This window comes from Pseudomonas sp. B40(2017), assembly GCF_002112855.1.
GTDB classification, from domain to species: domain Bacteria; phylum Pseudomonadota; class Gammaproteobacteria; order Pseudomonadales; family Pseudomonadaceae; genus Aquipseudomonas; species Aquipseudomonas pharyngis.
Window position 1 is genome coordinate 13,939 of the sequence record NZ_NEIT01000006.1, and the last position, 21,709, is coordinate 35,647.

Genomic DNA, 21,709 nt, shown 5'->3' on the forward strand with positions numbered 1-21,709 from the left:
ATAAGTTAAGTTTTATTTGGGCGTAGTTGCTCCTTTCGGCGTTTAACGGCCAAAATTGAACGACAAGAGTGAATGCCTCACTCGAAGCAACTTTCAAATTAAGTAATCGAATTGATATGAGGGGATGAAGTCGGGGCTGTAAGAGCGCCGTTTCTTCCTGTTCCCGTGACAAGGCTCCTTCCGTAGGTTCCTGGTGCGGGGACTGCTGCCGGGGCGGCGCGTCCCCGTTCTATATTGGGTTGGCGATTCAAGGGTGCGCGTAAATCGGCGCCGCGGCTATCGTCGAAAATGACTTCCTTGCGGTGCAAATTCCGGGCTGTTCAAAGCAGAAGGGAGGTTAGAGCGCAGGCGTCGATGTGCCACGGCAAATGACCGTGACGGGTGGGGGGATTTGTAAGCGGGTTATTCGCCGGGTGAGTGGAGGCTCACCCGGGAGGGAGGATTCAGTGCGCCGCTTTGCGGCTTTGGCCGGCGGAGCTGGCGAGGTAACGGGTGATGACCTCGACACCGCGGTTGAGGTGCTGCTCCAGCAGTGTCACGGCGTGCGCGGTGTCACGCTCTTTCACCGCCTGCAACAGCGCGCGGTGATCGTCCTGGGAGATTTTGCCCAGGCCCATGGCCTCGAGGTTGAAGCGCAGGAAGCGCTCTTCTTCGTTCAAGCCGTCTTCCACCAGCCGCAACAGTCGGCCATTGGGCGCCTTGCCGTAAAGCGCCATGTGAAACAGACGGTTGAGCCGACCGATTTCGGTGTAGTCGTGTTCGTTTTCCAGTTCTTCGATGAAACCGGCCGCGCGTTCGTGGTCGACCGGGGTCAGCAGCGGGATCGACTGGCGCAGTGCTTCGGACTCCAGCAGGATCCGCAGCTCATAGGTTTCCGTTGCGTCACCCTGGATCAGCGGCGCCACCACGGCGCCCTTGTGGGCAGTGACGTTCAGCAGGCCCTGGGCCTCGAGCTGGCGCAAGGCTTCGCGCACCGGCATGCGGCTGACACCGAACAGGTCGGCCAGATCCTGCTGGCGCACGGCGGTGCCGCAGGGCAGGCGCCCGTCGAGAATCGCCGCGCGCAGGGTTTCTTCAATGACCGAGCGCGCCAGATGCGCGGGAATCGGGCCGTCGACTTTGATGCTGTGGAGTGGCTTGGGCTTTTGGGTCACAACTGCACACCCTATGACTGCGGATTTGGATCCAAAGGACACTAGTGATTGCTCTACAGGTTGTCAAACCGTGTAGAAGAACCCTGTCACATCTGAAGTTTAGCGCGGCAGCGATGATCTCATGGTGCCATTGTTTTTTGCTGGGCTAACCTTCACCATCAAGCGCTTTCCTCTCTGCCCTGGATGCCTTGCATTGGCGGTACGTTACGCGATCCCACGGATTGCGCGCTGGCTTGCCGGCGCGCTGCTGCTGGCCGGCATCATGCTGGGCGGCCTGCATGCCGATTGGGATTTTTCCGCGATCAGCCGCAAGGCCACGGCACTGTACGGACCATTGGGCGCCGGGCAACAGCGGATCGATGCCTGGCAGAATCTGCTGGCCACGCAGAAGCAGGTCAGCGAGATGGAAAAGCTCAAAGTGGTGAACCTGTTTTTCAACAAACAGATGCGCTACGTCGAAGACATCGATCTGTGGCACGAGGTCGATTATTGGGAAACCCCCATCGAGGCCTTGTGGAAAGGCGCCGGCGACTGCGAAGACTACGCGATCGCCAAGTATTTCAGCCTGCGCCACCTCGGTGTGGCCAGTGACAAGTTGCGCATCACCTACGTCAAGGCCCTGCGCCAGAACCGCGCGCACATGGTCCTGACTTACTATTCCAGCCCTGACGCCATGCCGCTGGTGCTCGACAGCCTGATCGACCCGATCAAGCCGGCCGCCGAGCGAACCGATTTGCTGCCGGTCTACTCTTTCAATGCCGAAGGGCTGTACCTGCCGGGCGCCAAGGGCAACAAGAAGGTCGGTGACACCAAACGCCTGTCACGCTGGCAGGATGTGTTGAAGAAAATGCAGGCCGAAGGATTTCCGGTCGAGACGACTAACTAGGAGCACGCGCTCAGATGTCTTTGTTCAAACAGCTGTTGATCGCTATCTGTCTGTTCCTGGTGGTCGCCTTCACCGGCAGCTTCATGGTCAGTCTGGAGAGCTCGCGCACCCAGTACGTCAACCAGTTGCGCTCCCACGCCCAGGATGCGGCCACGGCGCTGGCACTGTCGTTGACGCCGAACATCGATGACCCGGCAATGGTCGAGTTGTTGGTCAGCTCGATCTTCGACAGCGGTTATTACTCGAGCATCCGCGTGGTCGATCTGAAGACCGACCAGACCATTGTCGAGCGCAACGGCATTCCGGCGGTCACCAACGTGCCGGACTGGTTCGTCAGACTGATCGGCCTGGAACCGGCCGGTGGCGATGCGCTGGTCAGCCGTGGCTGGGAGCAGGCGGCGCGGGTCGAGGTGGTCAGCCACCCGATGTTCGCCCTGGCCAAGCTCTGGCAGAGCGCGCTCGGCAGCCTTGGCTGGTTGCTGGTCTGCGGGGCGGTGAGTGCGGTGCTGGGCGCGCTGTTGCTGCGTCGGCAATTGAAGCCGCTGGATTACATGGTCAAACAATCCCACGCCATCGCCCGCCGCGAGTTCCTCAGCCTGCCGGACTTGCCGCGCACGCCTGAATTGCGCCGCGTAGTGCTGGCGATGAACCAGATGGTCGAGAAGCTCAAGGCGCTGTTCCAGGAGCAGGCCGAACGCAGTGAAAAACTGCGCACCGAGTCCTATCAGGACAACCTCACGGGGCTGGCCAACCGGCGTTATTTCGAGATGCAGCTGAATGCGCGGGTGAGCAACCCGGAGCAGGCCAGTTCCGGTTATCTGCTGCTGTTGCGGGTCAAGGATCTGGCCGGTCTCAACCAGCGCCTCGGCGGTCAGCGCACCGATGAATTGTTGAAAGCGGTCGGCGAGCAACTGTCCCGCGAGTGCGCCAAATACCCGGAAACCCAGAACCTCGTCACCCGCATTCGCGGCGGCGAATTCGCCGTGCTGGCGCCGGGGTTGACCCGTGAAGAAGCGCTGCAATTGGCGCAGAGCCTCGACAGTGCGTTGAGCAGCTTGCACGCGACAGGCGCCACCGACGTGCCCGCCGTGGCTTCTATCGGCCTGGCGCCGTTCGCTCACGGCGATTCGCCGCAAGCGGTCCTCAGCCTCGGCGATCAGGCGCTGGCCCAGGCCGAAGGGCAGGGCGAGCAGAACTGGGCGTGCCTCGATCAGAGCCTGGTGGCGGAGGTCGGCGACGATCACCACGCCTGGCACCGCTTGCTCGATCAGGCCCTGAATCAGCGGCGTTTCGAGCTGTTCTTCCAGCCGGTAGTGGCGGCGCAGGACACGCAACTGGTGTTGCATTACAAGGTGCTGTCGCGTTTGCTCGACGAGCAGGGCCAGACCATTCCAGCCGGACGCTTCCTGCCGTGGCTGGAGCGCTTCGGCTGGACCGCACGACTGGACCGGTTGATGCTCGAGCGGGTGCTGGAGCAGATGGCCGGTCATGAAGAGTCCCTGGCGCTGAACCTGTCTTCCGCCACCCTGGCCGATCCGCAGGCGTTGAACAAAGTGTTCGAGATTCTACGGGCGCATTCCAACCTCGGTGCGCGCCTGACCCTGGAAATCGGCGAGGAACAATTGCCGGAACAAGCGGTGCTGGAACAGTTGACCCGGCGCCTGCGTGAACTCGGTTTCTCCTTGAGCCTGCAGCGTTTCGGCGGACGCTTCAGCATGATCGGCAACCTGGCGCGGCTGGGGCTGGCTTACCTGAAGATCGATGGCAGCTACATCCGGGCGATCGATCAGGAAAGCGACAAGCGCCTGTTCATCGAAGCGATCCAGCGTGCGGCGCACAGCATCGATCTGCCGTTGATTGCCGAGCGGGTCGAGACGCAAGGGGAATTGTCGGTGATTCGCGAGATGGGGTTGTATGGGGTTCAGGGGCAGTTGTTCGGTGAGCCAAAACCCTGGGGCTGACTGATCTTTCCCACGCTCCGCGTGGGAAAGATCCAACGGATCAGATCAACCCACCCTCATCCTCATCGATCAACTGACTCAATCCGCCCAGCGCTTCCCGAGCCTGGGTCCGGTCCATCAACTTGGCCTGGGCCGCCGGCGGCAGGTCGGTGACGCGGATCACGCCTTTCTGGGTCAGCACCTGAATCAGGTCGTCGAGTACCCGGATCATTTCCAGGTCGCTCTGCTTGAGCTGTTTGAGGCTGTTTTCCACCGCCTCGTTGGCGTACCAGGCCTGGATTTCGTGGTGGTCGGCCGGCAGCGTTTCCGTGGCCTCGGCGTAGGCCGCAGCTTCCACGCGAATCAACTGACCCTGCGCATCGCGTTGCACGTAAAACATTGAGCATCCCTCGGAAATGGACCAGCGTCATGCTGTCAGCAGCATAGCCAACTGCGCGCGAGTATGCGGTGCGCCGACGAAATCGTCACCGGTTCAAGCGCTGCAAACGTGACGGCCGCCCCAGAGGGGCGGCCGTTGTTCACGCATCAGCTGTTGTTGTGGTCGACCTTGATGGTCGGATCGCTGCCGGCAATCAGGTTGTGAATGTTGGCCGTGGACCAGTTGTTGCCTTCCAGTTTGATCGTCACGTCCGGTGTGGCGGCTGCGGCATCGCCCGAGTTGAACTTGCCGCCCGAGCTGACTTGCAGCGACGACACGCCGTCGACCGTGGTGATCTTCAGGAAGTTGTCGATGGTGCTGCCGGTCTCGCCCTGCAACAGGTCACGCAGGTCGATGCGGTCGCCTTCGCTGGCCTTGAAGTCCTTGATCACGTCGTTGCCGGTGTCGCCTGCCTTCCAGACGAAGGTGTCGGCACCGGAACCACCGATCAGGATGTCGTTGCCCTGACCGCCGATCAGCGTGTCGTTGCCGGTGCCGCCGAGCAGGATGTCATTGCCCTTGCCACCATCGAGCAGGTCGTTGCCGCCCGAGCCGAACAGGATGTCATTGCCCGCGCCGCCCAGCAGCGTGTCGTTGCCGTCGTGGGCACCGGACACATCGAACGCCTGATAGTGCTCGGTGATGTACTGGTGCACGTTGCTGGTGGTGACTTTGCTGACGTCGACCCCGGTTTCCTTGGCCACGAACGCCTGCATTGCCTGATAACCCTCGCCGGCAATGCCGTTGAAGCTCACCAGGTCGCCGAACAGGATGTCGTTGCCGTCGCCACCGCTGACGGTGTCGTTGCCCGGCATCGTCGCTTCGGTGTGGCCGATGATCGAGTTGGCCAGGTCCTTCGGATCGATGTTGGTCTGCGGCGTCTTGTCCGAATCGTACGGTTTCAGGTCGTTGAGGCTGACACCGCTGTTGATGCCGATGGCCTCCACGTTCGACAAACCGTTGAGCAAGGCGAAACCGCTGCTGGCGTTATCGGTGGTCGTGGTCGTGGTGCTGCTGCCGTTGCCCGCCAGACTCGAGATCTCGTAGGTACCGTCACCCTGAGCGTGGATGGTACCCAGGCTGTTCCAGCTCCAGCTGCCGTTCTTGTACGTCTGCAATACCACGGCGCCAGCAGTGTTGATACTCAGGTAGTGGGTGTTGTCGATGTAGGTGCTGAAGCTGTCGCCCAGTTTGTAGTTGCTGGTCTTGACCACATCATCGAGCTTCACGTTGCCGTACAGCGTCGGGTTGGTCTGCTCGTTGCTCTGGTAGTAAGTCGGCTGGCCGTCGGTAATGAAGTACGTGAGGTTCTTCGCCCCGGTGTTGGCCAGCGCTTCGGTGCTCTGGAAGAAGTTCGCCGTGGCCTTGAACACGTCCTCGTAGTTGGTGCCACCACCGGACGACATCGAGTCCAGCACGGCCTTGAGCAAGGTCAGTGCGTTCGGGTCGTTGAGGTTCACCGACACCGACTTGTTGACCTGGGTGTCGAAGTCCACCAGGAAGATGTTCACCGTGCCGGAGTTGCTGCCCAGGCTCTGCTTGAGGGTGTTGAACACCGACGTCAGCGAGTCCTTGGCGGCGTTGATCGACGAGGCGCTCATGCTGCCCGAGCTGTCGACCATGAACGCGATGTTGTAGTTGGTGCCCGGCACCACGGTCAGGCCGCCGATGTCGGCGACGATGATGTCGTTGCCGTCGGTGCCGGTGACGGTGTCGTCGGCCGAAGTGGCGACCACCGCGTTATATACCGCCGGCACCACGGTGACCGGGATGGTCGCAGTGGTGCTGGCCGAGCCGCCGACCTGTTCGGTTGAGGTCGAGGTCAAGGTCAGGTTGAACTGGCCGTTGTAGTAGGTCGGCGGGGTCACGGTCAGGGTGCCGAGGTTCCAGCCGGTGACGTTGGCGTCGCCGCTGGTGGCGGTCACGGTGAAGCTGTGGCCTGCGCCATCGCTGAGCACCGAACCGACCGGTGCGCCGCTGATCTTGATGCTCAGGGTTTCCGAACCGTCGGTGTCGGTCAGCGCGGTGCTGATCGACGACAGTTTCACGGTGGTGCCTTCGGCGCCGGTGTTGAGCTTGTAGCCGTCGTAATAGCCTTCGCCGTTGCTGCCGTGCAGATCGGAGACGGTTACGCCGGCATTCACCAGATCCTGCACGCCGGTGTAGATCGGCACGCCGGCACTGCTCAGGTCGATCGGCGTGCTGCCGTTGACCGACAGGTTGACGTCGTAGCTGCCCGGGCCGCTCTGGTTGTGGTGGTAGATGTCCAGGGTGTAGTAGCCGCTGGTGGTCGGGGTGAACGAACCGTTGAGGTTGCCGCCCGCGCCCCACGTCGTGGACGCCACGCTCTTGCCGCCGATGGTCACCAGCAGGCTGTCGTCACCGGTGCCGCTGAAGGTGTAGGTCTTGCCGGCTTCCAGATAAATCAGGCCCGAGGTTTTCGACGCAGTGCCGGCGGTTACGCTGCCGTCGGACTGCACGTTGTTCACGGTACCGCTGGTGTTCGGCTTGCCGGCACCGTCGATCACGTTTTTCAGGGTGGTCGAGTTGGCGCCGCTGCCGTCGGTGCCCAGGCCCGACAGACCGGTCCAGACTTCCTTGATCAGCCCGGTGGATTTCACGCTGTTGTCGGCCACCGACAGGGTCGGTGCATCCGCCACCGGGGTGATGTCGATCTTGATGGTGCCAGTGTTGCCCAGCAACTGGCCGTCGGTTGGCTGGAATTTGATCTGCGCGTAGTCGGCCTGATTGTTACCAACGCCAGTACCACCGTAACCATTCACACCCGACTCGTTGGCATCCGGCAGGAAGCGCAACTTGCCGGCGTCGATATCGGCCTTGCTGAAAGTCTGGTTGTTGGCGACATCTTTCCAGGTCGAGCCGTCCAGGTACTGCAGTTTGCCTTCGCCCGGCAGCTGGGTGATTTTCACGCCCAGGCTGCTGGCCGGGCTGTCGACGTCGCTGACGCCGAAGGTCGACCAGCCGAGGATCAGCGGGGTGTCTTCGGTGCCGGTGACGTTGACCGGTGCAGCGACCGGCGCATCGTTGACCGCCACTACGTTGACCGTGGTGGTCGCGGTGTTGGAGTAGTTGCCGCCATCGGTCACGGTCACGGTGATGATCCGTGGCACGGTGCTCGGGTCTTCACTGCTGTTGGTGAAGCTGATGTTCTTGATGGCCTGCATGTAGTCGGCGAGCGTCGCGTTACCCGACAGGGTCAGGGTGACGGTGCCGTTGGTGCTGTTGGCGTTGATGGTAATGCCGTTGACGCTGTTGCCCAGGTTCAGCGCATCGCCGTCCTGACGGTTGGTCAGCACGACGGTGGCGCCGGTCAGCATGGTGCTGTCCGGGTCGGTGATCTTGATGTCGGTGTCGGCAATCGACACGCCTGCGCCCGGGGTGTTCTCGGTGAAGGTCACCTTGTAGTCGGCACCCGTTGCACCGCTGGAGTTGTTGGCGTCCAGGTCGATGACCGGCGGTGCATCGTTGTCGATGATCGAGGTGCTGACGCTGCCATTGGTGCTGCTGACCGCCAGGTTCTCGAAGTTGCCACCGGTGGCCGAATCGATCTTGACCACGAAGTTTTCGGTGCCTTCGGTGATCTTGTCATCGATGGTCGCGACGTTGAACTGCGCACTGCTGGCACCTGCCGGGATCTTCACGGTGTACACGCCGGTGAAGTCCGAACCGTCGGCGGCGGTGCCGCTGTAGACGATTTTCAGGGTGACTTCGGTCTGCGCCGGGTTGGTCAGGCTGACGGTGTAGGTTGCGGTCTGGCCTTCGGTCACCGAGGTGCTGCCGGTGATGCTGACGGTGGTGGTGTCGATGGTATCGGTGACGCTGGTCACGGCCGGTGTGTTGCTGGTCACCAGGTTCTCGAAATTGCCGCCCGTGGCGTTGGTAATCGTGGCCTGCACATTGCCGGCGTCTTTGTAGACGTCATCGGCTGGCGCAGGAACGGTCACGGTGCCGGTGGTTTTGCCGGCTTCGATGGTGATCACCGAACCGTTGCTCAGGGTCACGGTCACTGGCGAGCCAGCGGCGTTGGTCAGAGTCGCGGTGTAAGTGATCGAACCGCCCTCGGCGACCGAATTGGTAGCGCTGAGCGACAGATTGGTCGTGTCGACAGTATCGGTCACGGTGGTGCTGACCGGGGTCTTGTCGGCCACCAGATTCTCGTAGTTGCCGCCGCTTACGCCGGTGATCGCGTTGGTCAGTGGCGCATGACCATTCAACACGTCGTTCGGCGCGGTGGTGGTCACACTGCCGGTGGTTTTGCCGACTTCGATGGTGATCGACTGACCGTTGGCCAGGGTCACGGTCACAGGCGAGCCTGTCACTGGCGCGCCGACGGTCGCGGTGTAGACCACGTTGCCACCTTCGGCCGCCGTCGTGGTCGCGGTCAGCTTCACGGTGGTGGTGTCGATAGTGTCGGTGACGCTGGTCACGGCTGGTGTGGTGCTGGTGACCAGGTTCTCGAAGTTGCCGCCGGTGGCGGACTTGATCGTCGCCTGCACGTTGCCGGCGTCTTTGTAGACGTCGTCAGCTGGCGCAGGAACGGTCACGGTGCCCGTGGTTTTACCGGCTTCGATGGTGATCACCGAACCGTTGCTCAGGGTGACGGTCACTGGCGAGCCAGCGGCGTTGGTCAGGGTCGCGGTGTAGGTGATCGAGCCACCTTCAGCCACGGTGCCGGTCGCGCTGAGCGTCAGGTTGGTGGTGTCGACGGTGTCGGTCACGGTGGTGCTGACCGGGGTCTTGTCGGCCACCAGATTCTCGTAGTTACCGCCGCTCACGCCGGTAATCGCGTTGGTCAGCGGCGCATGGCCGTTGAGCGCATCGTTCGGCGCGGTGGTGGTCACGGTGCCCGTGGTCTTGCCGACTTCGATAGTGATCGACTGTCCGTTGGACAGGGTCACTGTCACAGGCGAGCCAGTCACTGGCGCACCTACGGTAGCGGTGTAGGTGACGGTGCCACCCTCGGCCGCTGTTGCGGTTGCGGTCAGCTTCACGGTGGTGGTGTCGATGGTGTCAGTAACGCTGGTCACTGCTGGCGTGGTGCTGGTCACCAGGTTTTCGAAGTTGCCGCCCGTGGCGTTGGTGATCGTGGCTTGCACGTTGCCGGCGTCTTTGTAGACATCGTCCGCTGGCGCAGGAACGGTTACGGTGCCGGTGGTTTTGCCCGCTTCGATGGTGATCACGGCGCCGTTGCTCAAGGTCACGGTCACCGGAGTGCCCGCAGCATTGGTCAGGGTTGCGGTGTAAGTGATCGAACCACCCTCGGCGACCGAGTTGGTGGCGCTCAGGGACAGGTTGGTAGTGTCGACCGTGTCGGTCACGGTGGTGCTGACCGGGGTCTTGTCGGCCACCAGATTCTCGTAGTTACCGCCGCTCACGCCGGTGATCGCGTTGGTCAGTGGTGCATGACCATTCAACACGTCGTTAGGCGCGGTGGTGGTCACGGTGCCGCTGGTCTTGCCGACTTCGATGGTGATCGATTGACCATTCGACAGGGTTACCGTCACTGGCGAGCCAGTCACCGGAGCGCCAACAGTGGCGGTGTAGACAACGTTGCCACCCTCGGCCGCCGTCGCAGTTGCGGTCAGCTTCACGGTAGTGGTGTCGATGGTATCGGTGACGCTGGTCACGGCTGGCGTGGTGCTGGTGACCAGGTTCTCGAAGTTGCCACCGCTGGCGTTGGTGATCGTTGCCTGTACGTTGCCGGCGTCCTTGTAGACGTCATCGGCTGGCGCTGGAACGGTCACGGTGCCGGTGGTTTTACCCGCTTCGATGGTGATCACGGCGCCGTTCGACAAGGTCACGGTCACTGGCGAACCAGCAGCGTTGGTCAGGGTCGCGGTGTAGGTGATCGAGCCGCCTTCGGCCACGGTGCCGGTCGCGCTGAGCGACAGGTTGGTGGTATCGACGGTGTCGGTGACGGTAGTCGAAACCGGGGTTTTATCAGCAACCAGATTTTCGTAGTTACCGCCGCTCACACCAGTGATCGCGTTGGTCAGCGGTGCATGACCGGTCAGCACGTCGTTCGGCGCGGTGGTGGTCACGGTGCCGGTGGTCTTGCCGACTTCGATGGTAATGCTCTGGCCGTTCGACAGGTTCACGGTCACAGGCGAGCCAGTCACTGGCGCACCTACGGTAGCGGTGTAGGTGACGGTGCCGCCCTCGGCCGCTGTTGCGGTTGCGGTCAGCTTCACGGTGGTGGTGTCGATGGTGTCGGTAACGCTGGTCACCGCTGGTGTGGTGCTGGTGATCAGGTTTTCGAAGTTGCCGCCCGTGGCGTTGGTGATCGTGGCTTGCACGTTGCCGGCGTCTTTGTAGACGTCATCGGCTGGCGCGGCGACGGTCACGGTGCCCGTGGTTTTACCGGCCTCGATGGTGATCACGGCGCCATTGCTCAAGGTCACGGTCACCGGGGTGCCCGCAGCGTTGGTCAGGGTCGCGGTGTAGGTGATTGAACCACCTTCGGCCACGGTGCCGGTCGCGCTGAGCGACAGGTTGGTGGTGTCGACGGTGTCGGTCACGGTAGTGCTGACTGGCGTCTTGTCGGCCACCAGATTCTCGTAGTTACCGCCGCTCACGCCGGTGATCGCGTTGGTCAGCGGCGTGTGGCCGTTGAGCGCATCGTTAGGCGCCGTGGTCGTCACGGTGCCGGTGGTTTTACCCACTTCGATGGTGATGCTCTGGCCATTCGACAGGTTCACAGTCACTGGCGAGCCAGTCACAGGAGCGCCCACGGTGGCGGTGTAAGTGACAGTGCCGCCTTCAGCCGCCGACTCGGTGGCGGTGAGTTTCACCGTGGTGGTGTCGATGGTATCGGTGACCTGGGTCACGGCCGGAACAGTGCTCGGAACAAGGTTCTCGAAGTTGCCACCGGTGGCGGTCGAAATGGTCGCCTCGACTTTGCCGGCATCTTTGTAGACGTCGTCTTTCGGTGCATCGACGGTCACGGTGCCGGTGGTTTTGCCGGCTTCGATGGTGATCACCGCGCCGTTCGACAAGGTCACCGTCACTGGCGAGCCAGCGGCGTTGGTCAGGGTCGCGGTGTAGATGATCGAACCGCCCTCGGCAACCGAATTGGTGGCGCTGAGGGTCAGGTTGGTGGTGTCGACCGTGTCGGTGACGGTGGTCGAGACCGGCGTTTTGTCGGCCACGAGGTTTTCGTAGTTCCCGCCAGTCACGCCAGTGATCGCGTTGGTCAGCGGTGTGTGACCGTTCAACGCATCGTTCGGCGCGGTGGTGGTGACGGTGCCGGTGGTTTTGCCGACCTCGATGGTGATCGACTGACCATTGGCCAGGGTCACGGTCACAGGCGAACCGGTGACAGGTGCGCCAACAGTCGCGGTGTAAGTAACGGTGCCGCCCTCAGCCGCCGACTCGGTCGCAGTCAGTTTGACCGTGGTGGTGTCGATGGTGTCGGTGACCTGGGTCACGGCCGGAACAGTGCTCGGAACAAGGTTCTCGAAGTTGCCACCGGTGGCGGTCGAAATGGTTGCTTCGACTTTGCCGGCGTCTTTGTAGACGTCGTCTTTCGGTGCGTCGACGGTCACGGTGCCGGTGGTTTTGCCGGCCTCGATAGTGATGACCGCGCCGTTGCTCAAGGTCACGGTCACCGGGGTGCCCGCAGCGTTGGTCAGTGTGGCGGTGTAAGTGATCGAACCACCCTCAGCTACCGAATTGGTGGCGCTCAGGGTCAGGTTGGTGGTGTCGACGGTGTCGGTCACGGTGGTGCTGACCGGCGTTTTGTCGGCCACGAGGTTTTCGTAGTTGCCGCCTGTCACACCCGTGATCGAGTTGGTCAGCGGCGTGTGGCCGTTCAGCGCATCGTTCGGCGCGGTGGTGGTGACAGTGCCAGTGGTTTTACCCACTTCGATGGTGATCGACTGACCGTTGGCCAGGGTCACGGTCACAGGCGAACCGGTCACCGGTGCGCCAACAGTCGCGGTGTAAGTGACGGTGCCACCTTCAGCGGCCGTTTCGGAAGCGGTCAGCTTCACGGTCGTCGTGTCGACGGTATCGGTGACTTCCGTTACGGCTGGAACGGTGCTCGGAACCAGGTTCTCGAAGTTGCCACCGGTTGCGTCCTTGATGGTCACTTCGACCTTGCCGGCGTCTTTGTAGACGTCATCGGCTGGCGCGGCAACGGTCACGGTGCCGGTGGTCTTACCGGCTTCGATGGTGATGACAGCGCCATTGCTCAAGGTCACGGTCAGCGGGGTGCCGGCCGGGTTGGTCAGGGTCGCGGTGTAAACGATCGAGCCGCCTTCGGCCACGCTGTCGGTCGCGGTCAGCGACAGATTGGTGGTGTCGACGGTGTCGGTGACGGTGGTCGAAACCGGGGTTTTGTCAGCTACGAGGTTTTCGTAGTTACCGCCGCTCACGCCAGTGATCGCGTTGGTCAACGGCGTGTGGCCGTTCAACGCATCGTTTGGCGCAGTGGTGGTCACGGTGCCAGTGGTCTTGCCCACTTCGATGGTGATCGACTGACCGTTGGACAGCGTCACGGTGACGGGCGAACCGGTCACAGGTGCGCCGACAGTCGCGGTGTAAGTGACGGTACCGCCTTCAGCTGCTGCTTCAGTCGCGGTCAGTTTCACCGTAGTGGTGTCGATGGTGTCGGTGACTTCGGTCACGGCCGGAACCGTGCTCGGCACCAGATTCTCGAAGTTGCCACCGGTGGCGGTCGAAATGGTCGCCTCGACTTTGCCCGCATCTTTGTAGACGTCATCTTTCGGCGCATCGACGGTCACGGTGCCGGAGGTTTTGCCGGCCTCGATGGTGATCACCGCGCCGTTGCTCAAGGTCACGGTCACCGGAGTGCCAGCCGGGTTGGTCAGGGTGGCGGTGTAGGTGATCGAGCCACCTTCGGCAACCGAGTTGGTGGCGCTCAGGGTCAGATTGGTGGTGTCGACGGTGTCGGTAACGGTGGTCGAAACCGGAGTTTTGTCGGCTACGAGGTTTTCGTAGTTGCCGCCGGTTACGCCGGTGATTGCGTTGGTCAGCGGCGCATGGCCGTTGAGTGCATCGTTCGGCGCGGTGGTGGTGACGGTGCCGGTGGTTTTGCCGACTTCAATGGTGATCGACTGCCCGTTGGACAGGGTCACGGTCACAGGCGAACCGGTCACTGGTGCGCCGACAGTCGCGGTGTAAGTGACGGTACCGCCTTCAGCTGCCGATTCGGTCGCGGTCAGTTTGACTGTGGTGGTGTCGATGGTGTCGGTGACGTTGGTCACGGCCGGAACGGTGCTTGGCACCAGGTTCTCGAAACCACCGCCAATAGCGGTCGAAATGGTCGCCTCGACTTTGCCCGCATCTTTGTAGACGTCATCTTTCGGCGCATCGACGGTCACGGTGCCGGAGGTTTTGCCGGCCTCGATGGTGATGACAGCGCCGTTCGACAGGGTCACGGTCACCGGAGTGCCGGCCGGGTTGGTCAGGGTCGCGGTGTAAGTGATCGAACCACCCTCGGCCACCGAGTCGGTGGCCGTCAGGTTCAGGTTGGTCGTGTCGACAGTGTCCGAAACCGAGGTATTTGCCGGTTTGCCGTCGACCGCCAGGTTTTCGTAGTTGCCACCGGTGGCCTTGTCGATGGTCACGCTCAGCGAGCTGCCGCCCGCCAGCGGGCTGTTCGGCGCGACGAAGTTCACGGTGCCGGTGGTTTCGCCGACGGCGATGGTGATGGTCTGGCCGTTGGACAGGGTCACGACGAGCGGCGAACCGGTCACTGGCGCGGTGACGGTCGCGGTGTAGACCACGGTTTCGCCTTCGGCGACGTTGGCGGTGGCGGTCAGCGACACGGTGGACGTGTCGATGGTGTCATTGACGGTGGTGACCGCCGGGGCGGTGCTGGTGACCAGGTTCTCGAAGTTGCCACCGGTGGTGGTCGAAATGGTCGTCTCGACTTTGCCGGCGTCCTTGTAGACGTCGTCCTTCGGTGCATCGACGGTCACGGTGCCGGAGGTTTTACCGGCCTCGATGGTGATCACTGCGCCGTTGCTCAAGGTCACGGTCACCGGAGTCCCGGCGGCGTTGGTCAGGGTCGCGGTGTAGGTAATCTGGCCACCTTCGTTGACTTCCGGCGTGGCGCTCAGGGTCAGGTTGGTGGTGTCGACGGTGTCGGTCACGGTGGTGCTGACCGGCGTTTTGTCAGCCACGAGGTTTTCGTAATTGCCGCCGCTCACGCCGGTGATCGAGTTGGTCAGCGGCGTATGGCCGTTGAGTGCATCGTTCGGCGCGGTGGTGGTGACAGTGCCGGTGGTTTTGCCGACTTCGATGGTGATCGACTGACCGTTGGCCAGGTTCACGGTTACAGGCGAGCCGGTGACAGGGGCACCGACGGTGGCGGTGTAGGTAACGGTGCCGCCTTCAGCAGCCGATTCGGTCGCGGTCAGTTTGACGGTGGAGGTGTCGATGGTGTCGGTGACATCGGTGACGGCTGGAACAGTGCTTGGCACCAGGTTCTCGAAGTTGCCGCCAGTTGCATCCTTGATGGTCACCTCGACCTTGCCGGCGTCCTTGTAGACGTCGTCCTTCGGTGCATCGACGGTCACGGTGCCGGAGGTTTTACCGGCCTCGATGGTGATCACGGCGCCGTTGCTCAACGTCACGGTCACTGGGGTGCCGGCCGGGTTGGTCAGGGTCGCGGTGTAAACGATCGAACCGCCCTCGGCCACCGAGTCAGTGGCGCTGAGGGTCAGATTGGTGGTGTCGACGGTATCGGTGACGGTGGTCGAAACCGGGGTCTTGTCGGCTACGAGGTTTTCGTAGTTGCCGCCAGACACGCCAGTGATCGAGTTAGTCAGCGGCGCATGGCCGTTGAGCGCATCGTTCGGCGCGGTGGTGGTGACGGTGCCAGTGGTCTTGCCGACCTCAATGGTGATCGACTGACCATTGGCCAGCGTCACGGTCACAGGCGAGCCGGTTACCGGGGCGCCGACGGTCGCGGTGTAAGTGACAGTGCCACCTTCCGCCGCCGACTCGGTCGCAGTCAGTTTGACGGTCGAGGTGTCGATGGTGTCGGTGACATCGGTGACGGCTGGAACGGTGCTTGGCACCAGGTTCTCGAAGTTGCCGCCAGTTGCATCCTTGATGGTGACTTCGACCTTGCCGGCGTCTTTGTAGACGTCGTCTTTCGGTGCATCGACGGTCACGGTGCCGGTGGTTTTGCCGGCCTCGATGGTGATCACGGCGCCGTTCGACAAGGTCACGGTCACCGGAGTGCCGGCCGGATTGGTCAGGGTCGCGGTGTAAACGATCGAACCACCCTCGGCTACCGAGCCAGTTGCGCTCAGCGTCAGGTCGGTGGTGTCGACGGTGTCAGTTACGGTAGTGCTGACCGGCGTTTTGTCGGCTACGAGATTTTCGTAGTTACCGCCGCTCACGCCAGTGATCGCGTTGGTCAGCGGTGTGTGACCGTTCAACGCATCGTTCGGCGCGGTGGTGGTGACGGTGCCAGTGGTCTTGCCGACCTCGATGGTGATCGACTGACCATTGGCCAGGTTCACGGTCACAGGCGAGCCGGTGACAGGGGCACCGACGGTGGCGGTGTAGGTTACGGTGCCGCCTTCAGCAGCCGATTCGGTCGCGGTCAGTTTGACGGTGGAGGTGTCGATGGTGTCGGTGACATCGGTGACCGCTGGAGCAGTGCTTGGCACCAGGTTCTCGAAGTTGCCGCCAGTTGCATCCTTGATGGTCACTTCGACTTTGCCGGCGTCCTTGTAGACGTCGTCTTTCGGCGCATCGACGGTCACGGTGCCGGTGGTTTTACCGGCCTCGATGGTGATAACAGCGCCGTTGCTCAGTGTCACGGTGACTGGGGTGCCGGCCGGGTTGGTCAGCGTTGCGGTGTAAACGATCGAGCCGCCTTCGGCCACGGAACCTGTCGCGCTGAGGGTCAGGTTGGTCGTGTCGACGGTGTCGGTGACGGTGGTCGAAACCGGGGTCTTGTCGGCCACGAGATTTTCGTAGTTACCGCCGCTCACACCGGTGATCGCATTGGTCAGCGGTGTGTGACCGTTCAACGCATCGTTCGGCGCGGTGGCGGTGATGGTGCCGGTGGTCTTGCCGACTTCGATGGTGATGGTCTGACCGTTGGCCAGAGTCACGGTGACCGGTGAACCGGTCACTGGCGCGCCAACAGTGGCGGTGTAGGTGACAGTGCCGCCCTCAGCCACCGACGTATCGGCGCTCAGCTTCACGGTCGATGTGTCGATGGTGTCAGTCACTTCAGTAACGGCCGGAACGGTGCTCGGCACCAGATTCTCGAAGTTGCCGCCGGACGCATCCTTGATGGTCACTTCGACTTTGCCGGCGTCTTTGTAGACGTCATCGGCCGGAGCCGGAACGGTCACGGTGCCAGTGGTTTTACCCGCTTCAATGGTGATCACCGAGCCGTTGCTCAGGGTCACGGTCACTGGCGTGCCAGCCGGATTGGTCAGCGTGGCGGTGTAAACGATCGAACCACCTTCAGCCACGGAACCTGTAGCGCTCAAGGTCAGATTGGTGGTGTCGACGGTGTCGGTGACTGAGGTCACGGCCGGCGTCTTGTCGGCGACCAGGTTTTCGTAATTGCCGCCGCTGGTGCCGTCGATCTTCACGCTCAGCGTGTTGCCGCCGGCCAGTGCATCGTTCGGTGCGGTGTAGTTGACGCTGGCGCTGCTGGCGCCGACCGGAATGGTGATGGTCTGGCCGTTGGACAGGGTCACGACCACCGGCGAGCCGGTCACCGGGGCGGTGACGGAGGCGGTGTAAACCACCACGCCGCCTTCAACGGTGCTGGCCGTGGCGCTCAGGGAAACGGTGCTGGTATCGATGGTGTCGGTGACGTCGGTCACCGCCGGGGTCTTGTCGACCACCAGATTTTCAAAGTTGCCGCCGGTGGTCTTGGTGATGCTGGCATCGACTTTGCCGGCGTCCTTGTACACGTCGTCGCCCGGTGCGGCGACGGTGATGGTGCCGGTGCTCGCGCCTTTGGCGATGTTGATCACCGCGCCGTTGCTCAGGGTCACGGTCATGGCCGTGCCGGCCGGGTTGGTCAGGGTCGCGGTGTAGACGATCGAACCGCCCTCGGCGACCGAACCGGTGGCGCTCAGGCTGATATTGGTGGTGTCGACGGTGTCGGTAACCTTGGTCACCACAGCCGTACGGTTGGCATCGACCTGTTCGAAGTTGCCGCCGCTGTGGCTGGCAATGGCGGTCTGCACCTTGCCGCCATCGATGTAAGGCGTGTTGGCCGGCGCAGGGAAATTCACCGAACCGCTGGTGGCACCGGCGGCGATGTTGATGACCGCGCCGTTGGCCAGGGTCACGGTCATGGCGGTGCCGGCCGGGTTGCTCAGGGTCGCGGTGTAGGTGATCTGGCCACCTTCGCTGACGGTGTCGCTGGCGCTCAGGGTCAGCGTGGTCTTGTCGATGGTGTCGTTGACCGTGGTGCTGACCGGCGTCTTGCTGACGTCGAGCTTCTCGAAGTTGCCGCCGCTGGCATCGGTCATGGTCACGGTGAGCTTGCTGACATCCTTGTAGACGTCATCGCTCGGCGCCGGGATGGTCACCGAACCGCTGGTCTTGCCGGCCTCGATAACGATGGTCTGGCCGTTGCTCAGGTTGACGGTCACCGGCGTCTGCGCGGCGTTGGTCAGGGTCGCGGTGTAAGTGATCGACGTGCCTTCGAGCACATAGCTTTCGGCGCTGAGGGTCAGGTGCGTGGTGTTGATGGTGTCGGCGACGTTGGTCACCGCTGGCGTCGGATTGGCCACCAGGTTTTCGAAATTGCCGCCGGAAGTGTCCTTGATGGTCACTTCGACTTTGCCGGCGTCTTTATAGACGTCATCGGCCGGGGCTGGAACGGTCACGGTGCCGGTGGTTTTACCGGCTTCGATGGTGATGACGGAGCCGTTGCTCAACGTCACGGTCACCGGGGTGCCGGCCGGATTGGTCAGGGTCGCGGTGTAGACGATCTGCCCGCCCTCGTTGACGTTGCCGGTGGCGGTCAGCGATACGGTGGTGGTGTCGACGGTGTCGGTGATGGTGGTGCTGACCGGCGTTTTGTCGGCCACGAGGTTTTCGTAGTTACCGCCGCTCACACCGGTGATCGAGTTGGTCAGCGGTGCATGGCCGGCCAGTACGTCGTTCGGCGCCGTGGTAGTCACGGTGCCGGTGGTTTTGCCGACTTCGATGGTGATCGCCTGACCGTTGGCCAGGGTCACAATCACAGGCGAGCCGGTTACCGGGGCGCCCACCGTCGCGGTGTAAGTAACGGTACCGCCTTCCGCCGCCGACTCGGTCGCGGTCAGTTTGACGGTCGAGGTGTCGATGGTATCGGTGACCTGGGTCACGGCCGGCACAGTGCTTGGCACCAGGTTTTCGAAGTTGCCACCGGTTGCGCCGGTGATGGTCGCTTCGACTTTGCCGGCATCCTTGTAGACGTCATCGGCAGGCGCTGGAACGGTCACGGTGCCGGTGGTCTTGCCGGCTTCGATGGTGATGACCGCGCCGTTGCTCAAGGTCACGGTCACCGGCGTGCCGGCCGGATTTGTCAGCGTCGCGGTGTAGATGATCGAGCCGCCCTCGGCCACGGAATCGGTGGCGTTCAGGGTCAGGTTGGTGGTGTCGACGGTGTCAGTGACGGTGGTCGAAACCGGAGTCTTGTCGGCGACCAGATTCTCGTAGTTGCCGCCGCTCACGCCGGTGATCGCGTTGGTCAGCGGTGCGTTGCCGGCCAATGCGTCGTTCGGTGCGGTGGTGGTCACGGTGCCGGTGGTCTTGCCCACTTCAATCGTGATGCTTTGGCCGTTGGCCAGGGTCACGGTGACCGGCGAGCCCGTCACCGGTGCGCCAACAGTCGCGGTGTAAGTGACGGTGCCGCCCTCGGCCGCCGACTCGGTCGCGGTCAGTTTGACGGTGGTGGTGTCGACGGTATCGGTCACGTCGGTGACGGCCGGAACGGTGCTTGGCACCAGGTTCTCGAAGTTGCCGCCGGTGGCGTCCTTGATGGTCACTTCGACTTTGCCGGCGTCTTTATAGACGTCATCGGCAGGCGCCGGAACGGTCACGGTGCCAGTGGTTTTACCCGCTTCGATGGTGATGACGGAGCCGTTGCTCAACGTCACGGTCACCGGGGTGCCCGCAGGATTGGTCAGGGTCGCGGTGTAAACAATCGAACCGCCCTCGGCGACAGTGCCGGTGGCGCTAAGGGTCAGGTTGGTGGTGTCGGAAACGTCGGTAACCGTGGTCGAAACCGGGGTCTTGTCGGCCACCAGATTTTCGTAATTACCGCCGGAAACGCCGGTGATCGAGTTGGTCAGCGGTGCGTTGCCAGCCAATGCGTCGTTCGGCGCGGTGGTGGTCACGGTGCCGGTGGTTTTGCCCACTTCGATGGTGATGGTCTGACCGTTGGCCAAAGTGACAGTCACCGGCGAACCGGTGACTGGTGCGCCAACCGTGGCGGTATAGGTAACGGTGCCGCCTTCTGCAACCGAAGTATCAGCCGTCAGTATGACCGTCGACGTGTCGATGGTGTCAGTCACTTCGGTGACAGCGGGAACAGTGCTTGGCACCAGATTCTCGAAGTTGCCGCCGGTGGCGTCCTTGATGGTCACTTCGACCTTGCCCGCGTCTTTGTAGACGTCATCGGCAGGCGCCGGAACGGTCACGGTACCGGTGGTTTTACCGGCCTCGATGGTGATGACGGAGCCGGTGCTCAACGTCACGGTCACCGGGGTGCCGGCCGGATTGGTCAGGGTTGCGGTGTAGACGATCGAGCCGCCTTCAGCCACGGAACCGGTGGCGCTCAGCGACAGGTTGGTGGTGTCGATGGAGTCGGTGACGGTAGTGGTCGCTGGCGTCGTGTTCGGCACCAGGTTCTCGAAATTGCCGCCGGTGGCGCCGGTAATCGTGGTGCTGACGGTGCCGCCGTTGTTGTAGACGTCATTCGGTGCGGTCGGCACGTTGACGCTGCCGGTGGTCTGGCCGGCGCCGATAGTGATGGTCGAACCGTTCGACAGGGTGACGGTCACCGGCGTCTGCGCCGGGTTGGTCAGGGTCGCGGTGTAGGTGATCTGGCCACCTTCGACCACGGTGCCGGTGGCGGTCAGAGTCAGATTGGTGGTGTCGACCGAATCGACGATCGTGGTAACGGCCGGTGTCGGGTTCGGCACCAGGTTTTCGAAGTTGCCGCCCGTGGCACCGGTGATGGTGGTGGTGACGGTGCTGCCGTTGTTATAGACGTCATTCGGTGCGGTCGGCACGTTGACGGTGCCGGTGGTCTGGCCGGCGCCGATAGTGATGGTCGAGCCGTTGGACAGGGTCACGGTCACCGGCGTCTGCGCCGGGTTGGTCAGGGTCGCGGTGTAGGTGATCTGACCGCCTTCGGTCACGCTCGGGCCCGCCGTCAGGGTCACGGTGGTGGTGTCGATGGTGTCGGTGACCTGGGTCGTGGCCGGGGTGGTCGGCGGGGTCACGGTGATGCCGTTGCCGCCGGTGGTGCCGGTGACGGTCACGTCGATCTGGGTCGGGTCGTTATAAACAGTGTCGTTCGGCGCCAGGGGCACGTTGACGGTGCCGGTGGTGGAACCGGCCGGAATCACGATCACCGCACCGTTGGACAGGGTGATGGTCAGGTCGGTCAGCGGCGCCTGGGTCAGCGTTGCGGTGTACACCAGCACGCCGCCGGCTTCGGTGATGCTCGGCGTGGCGCTGAGGCTCAGGGTCGATTCGCGCAGGGCATTGGCGTTGGTATCGGTGGTCTGGCCGCCGGTGATGTTTTGCGCGGCCTGGCCGGCAGCGTTGATGCCCGCAGTCGGGAAACCGATGGTTGGGTCGACACGGCCGGCGGTCGCATCGAGCATCACGAAGCTGTGACCGCCGCCGGCGGCACCGCCAGTCCCTGCGGCGCTCGGGCCGGCAGCGGTGGCGTCAAGGGCGGTAGTCGGGTCGACACCGGCGGCGATGGCTTGTTGCAGCTCTTCTACCGACGGCGCGGCTTGCGCGGTGGCTTCGGCCAGGTCGGTGCTGGAGTCCGGGGTATCGGCGCTCCACTGAGTGTCACGGCCCAGATCGATCGTGCGGCCATCGGCCAGTTCCAGGGACACGGCGCCGGAAACGCCGGTGTCGACCTGATCGCCGGCAAACAGCCGGTCGCCTTCAACGAGTACGCGACGGACGCCCTCTGGGGACACCACGAAAACCTGACCGACAATGCTTTTGACGATGGCAACAACACTGCTCATTGAAGACTCTCCGGGTGTCACGTTCAGTTGACTTCCATAGACCTGATGGC

General features: G+C 62.8%; 5 protein-coding genes. 2 read left to right on the forward strand and 3 right to left on the reverse strand.

Annotation, left to right across the window (positions count from 1 at the left end):
• Window positions 1–443: 443 nt before the first annotated feature.
• Complete coding sequence (locus tag CAF76_RS17220; RefSeq protein ID WP_039773042.1) at window positions 444–1,154, reverse strand: GntR family transcriptional regulator; 711 nt, start codon at window positions 1,152–1,154, stop codon at window positions 444–446.
• Window positions 1,155–1,347: 193 nt separating this feature from the next.
• Here CAF76_RS17220 and lapG point away from each other — a divergent pair, with 193 nt between their 5' ends.
• On the forward strand, window positions 1,348–2,040 hold the full coding sequence (lapG, locus tag CAF76_RS17225) for a cysteine protease LapG (RefSeq protein ID WP_085647892.1): 693 nt from the start codon (window positions 1,348–1,350) through the stop codon (window positions 2,038–2,040).
• A gap of 14 nt (window positions 2,041–2,054) precedes the next feature.
• A complete protein-coding gene (gene lapD / locus CAF76_RS17230; protein ID WP_085647893.1) occupies window positions 2,055–4,001 on the forward strand; it encodes a cyclic di-GMP receptor LapD in 1,947 nt (648 codons plus the stop codon).
• Between the two features lie 40 nt (window positions 4,002–4,041).
• On the opposite strand, the gene CAF76_RS17235 is transcribed toward lapD, so the two are convergent.
• A complete protein-coding gene (locus CAF76_RS17235) occupies window positions 4,042–4,380 on the reverse strand; it encodes a hypothetical protein (RefSeq protein WP_039773037.1) in 339 nt (112 codons plus the stop codon).
• Window positions 4,381–4,526: 146 nt separating this feature from the next.
• On the reverse strand, window positions 4,527–21,659 hold the full coding sequence (locus CAF76_RS17240; protein ID WP_085695477.1) for a LapA family giant adhesin: 17,133 nt from the start codon (window positions 21,657–21,659) through the stop codon (window positions 4,527–4,529).
• Window positions 21,660–21,709 lie beyond the last annotated feature (50 nt).

What these genes read in the sequence shown, in the direction of transcription:
- lapD (WP_085647893.1), top strand. Translation starts at nt 2,055, where the DNA reads ATGTCTTTGTTCAAACAGCTGTTGATCGCTATCTGTCTGTTCCTGGTG.
- CAF76_RS17235 (WP_039773037.1), bottom strand. Translation starts at nt 4,380, where the DNA reads ATGTTTTACGTGCAACGCGATGCGCAGGGTCAGTTGATTCGCGTGGAA.
- CAF76_RS17240 (WP_085695477.1), bottom strand. Translation starts at nt 21,659, where the DNA reads ATGAGCAGTGTTGTTGCCATCGTCAAAAGCATTGTCGGTCAGGTTTTC.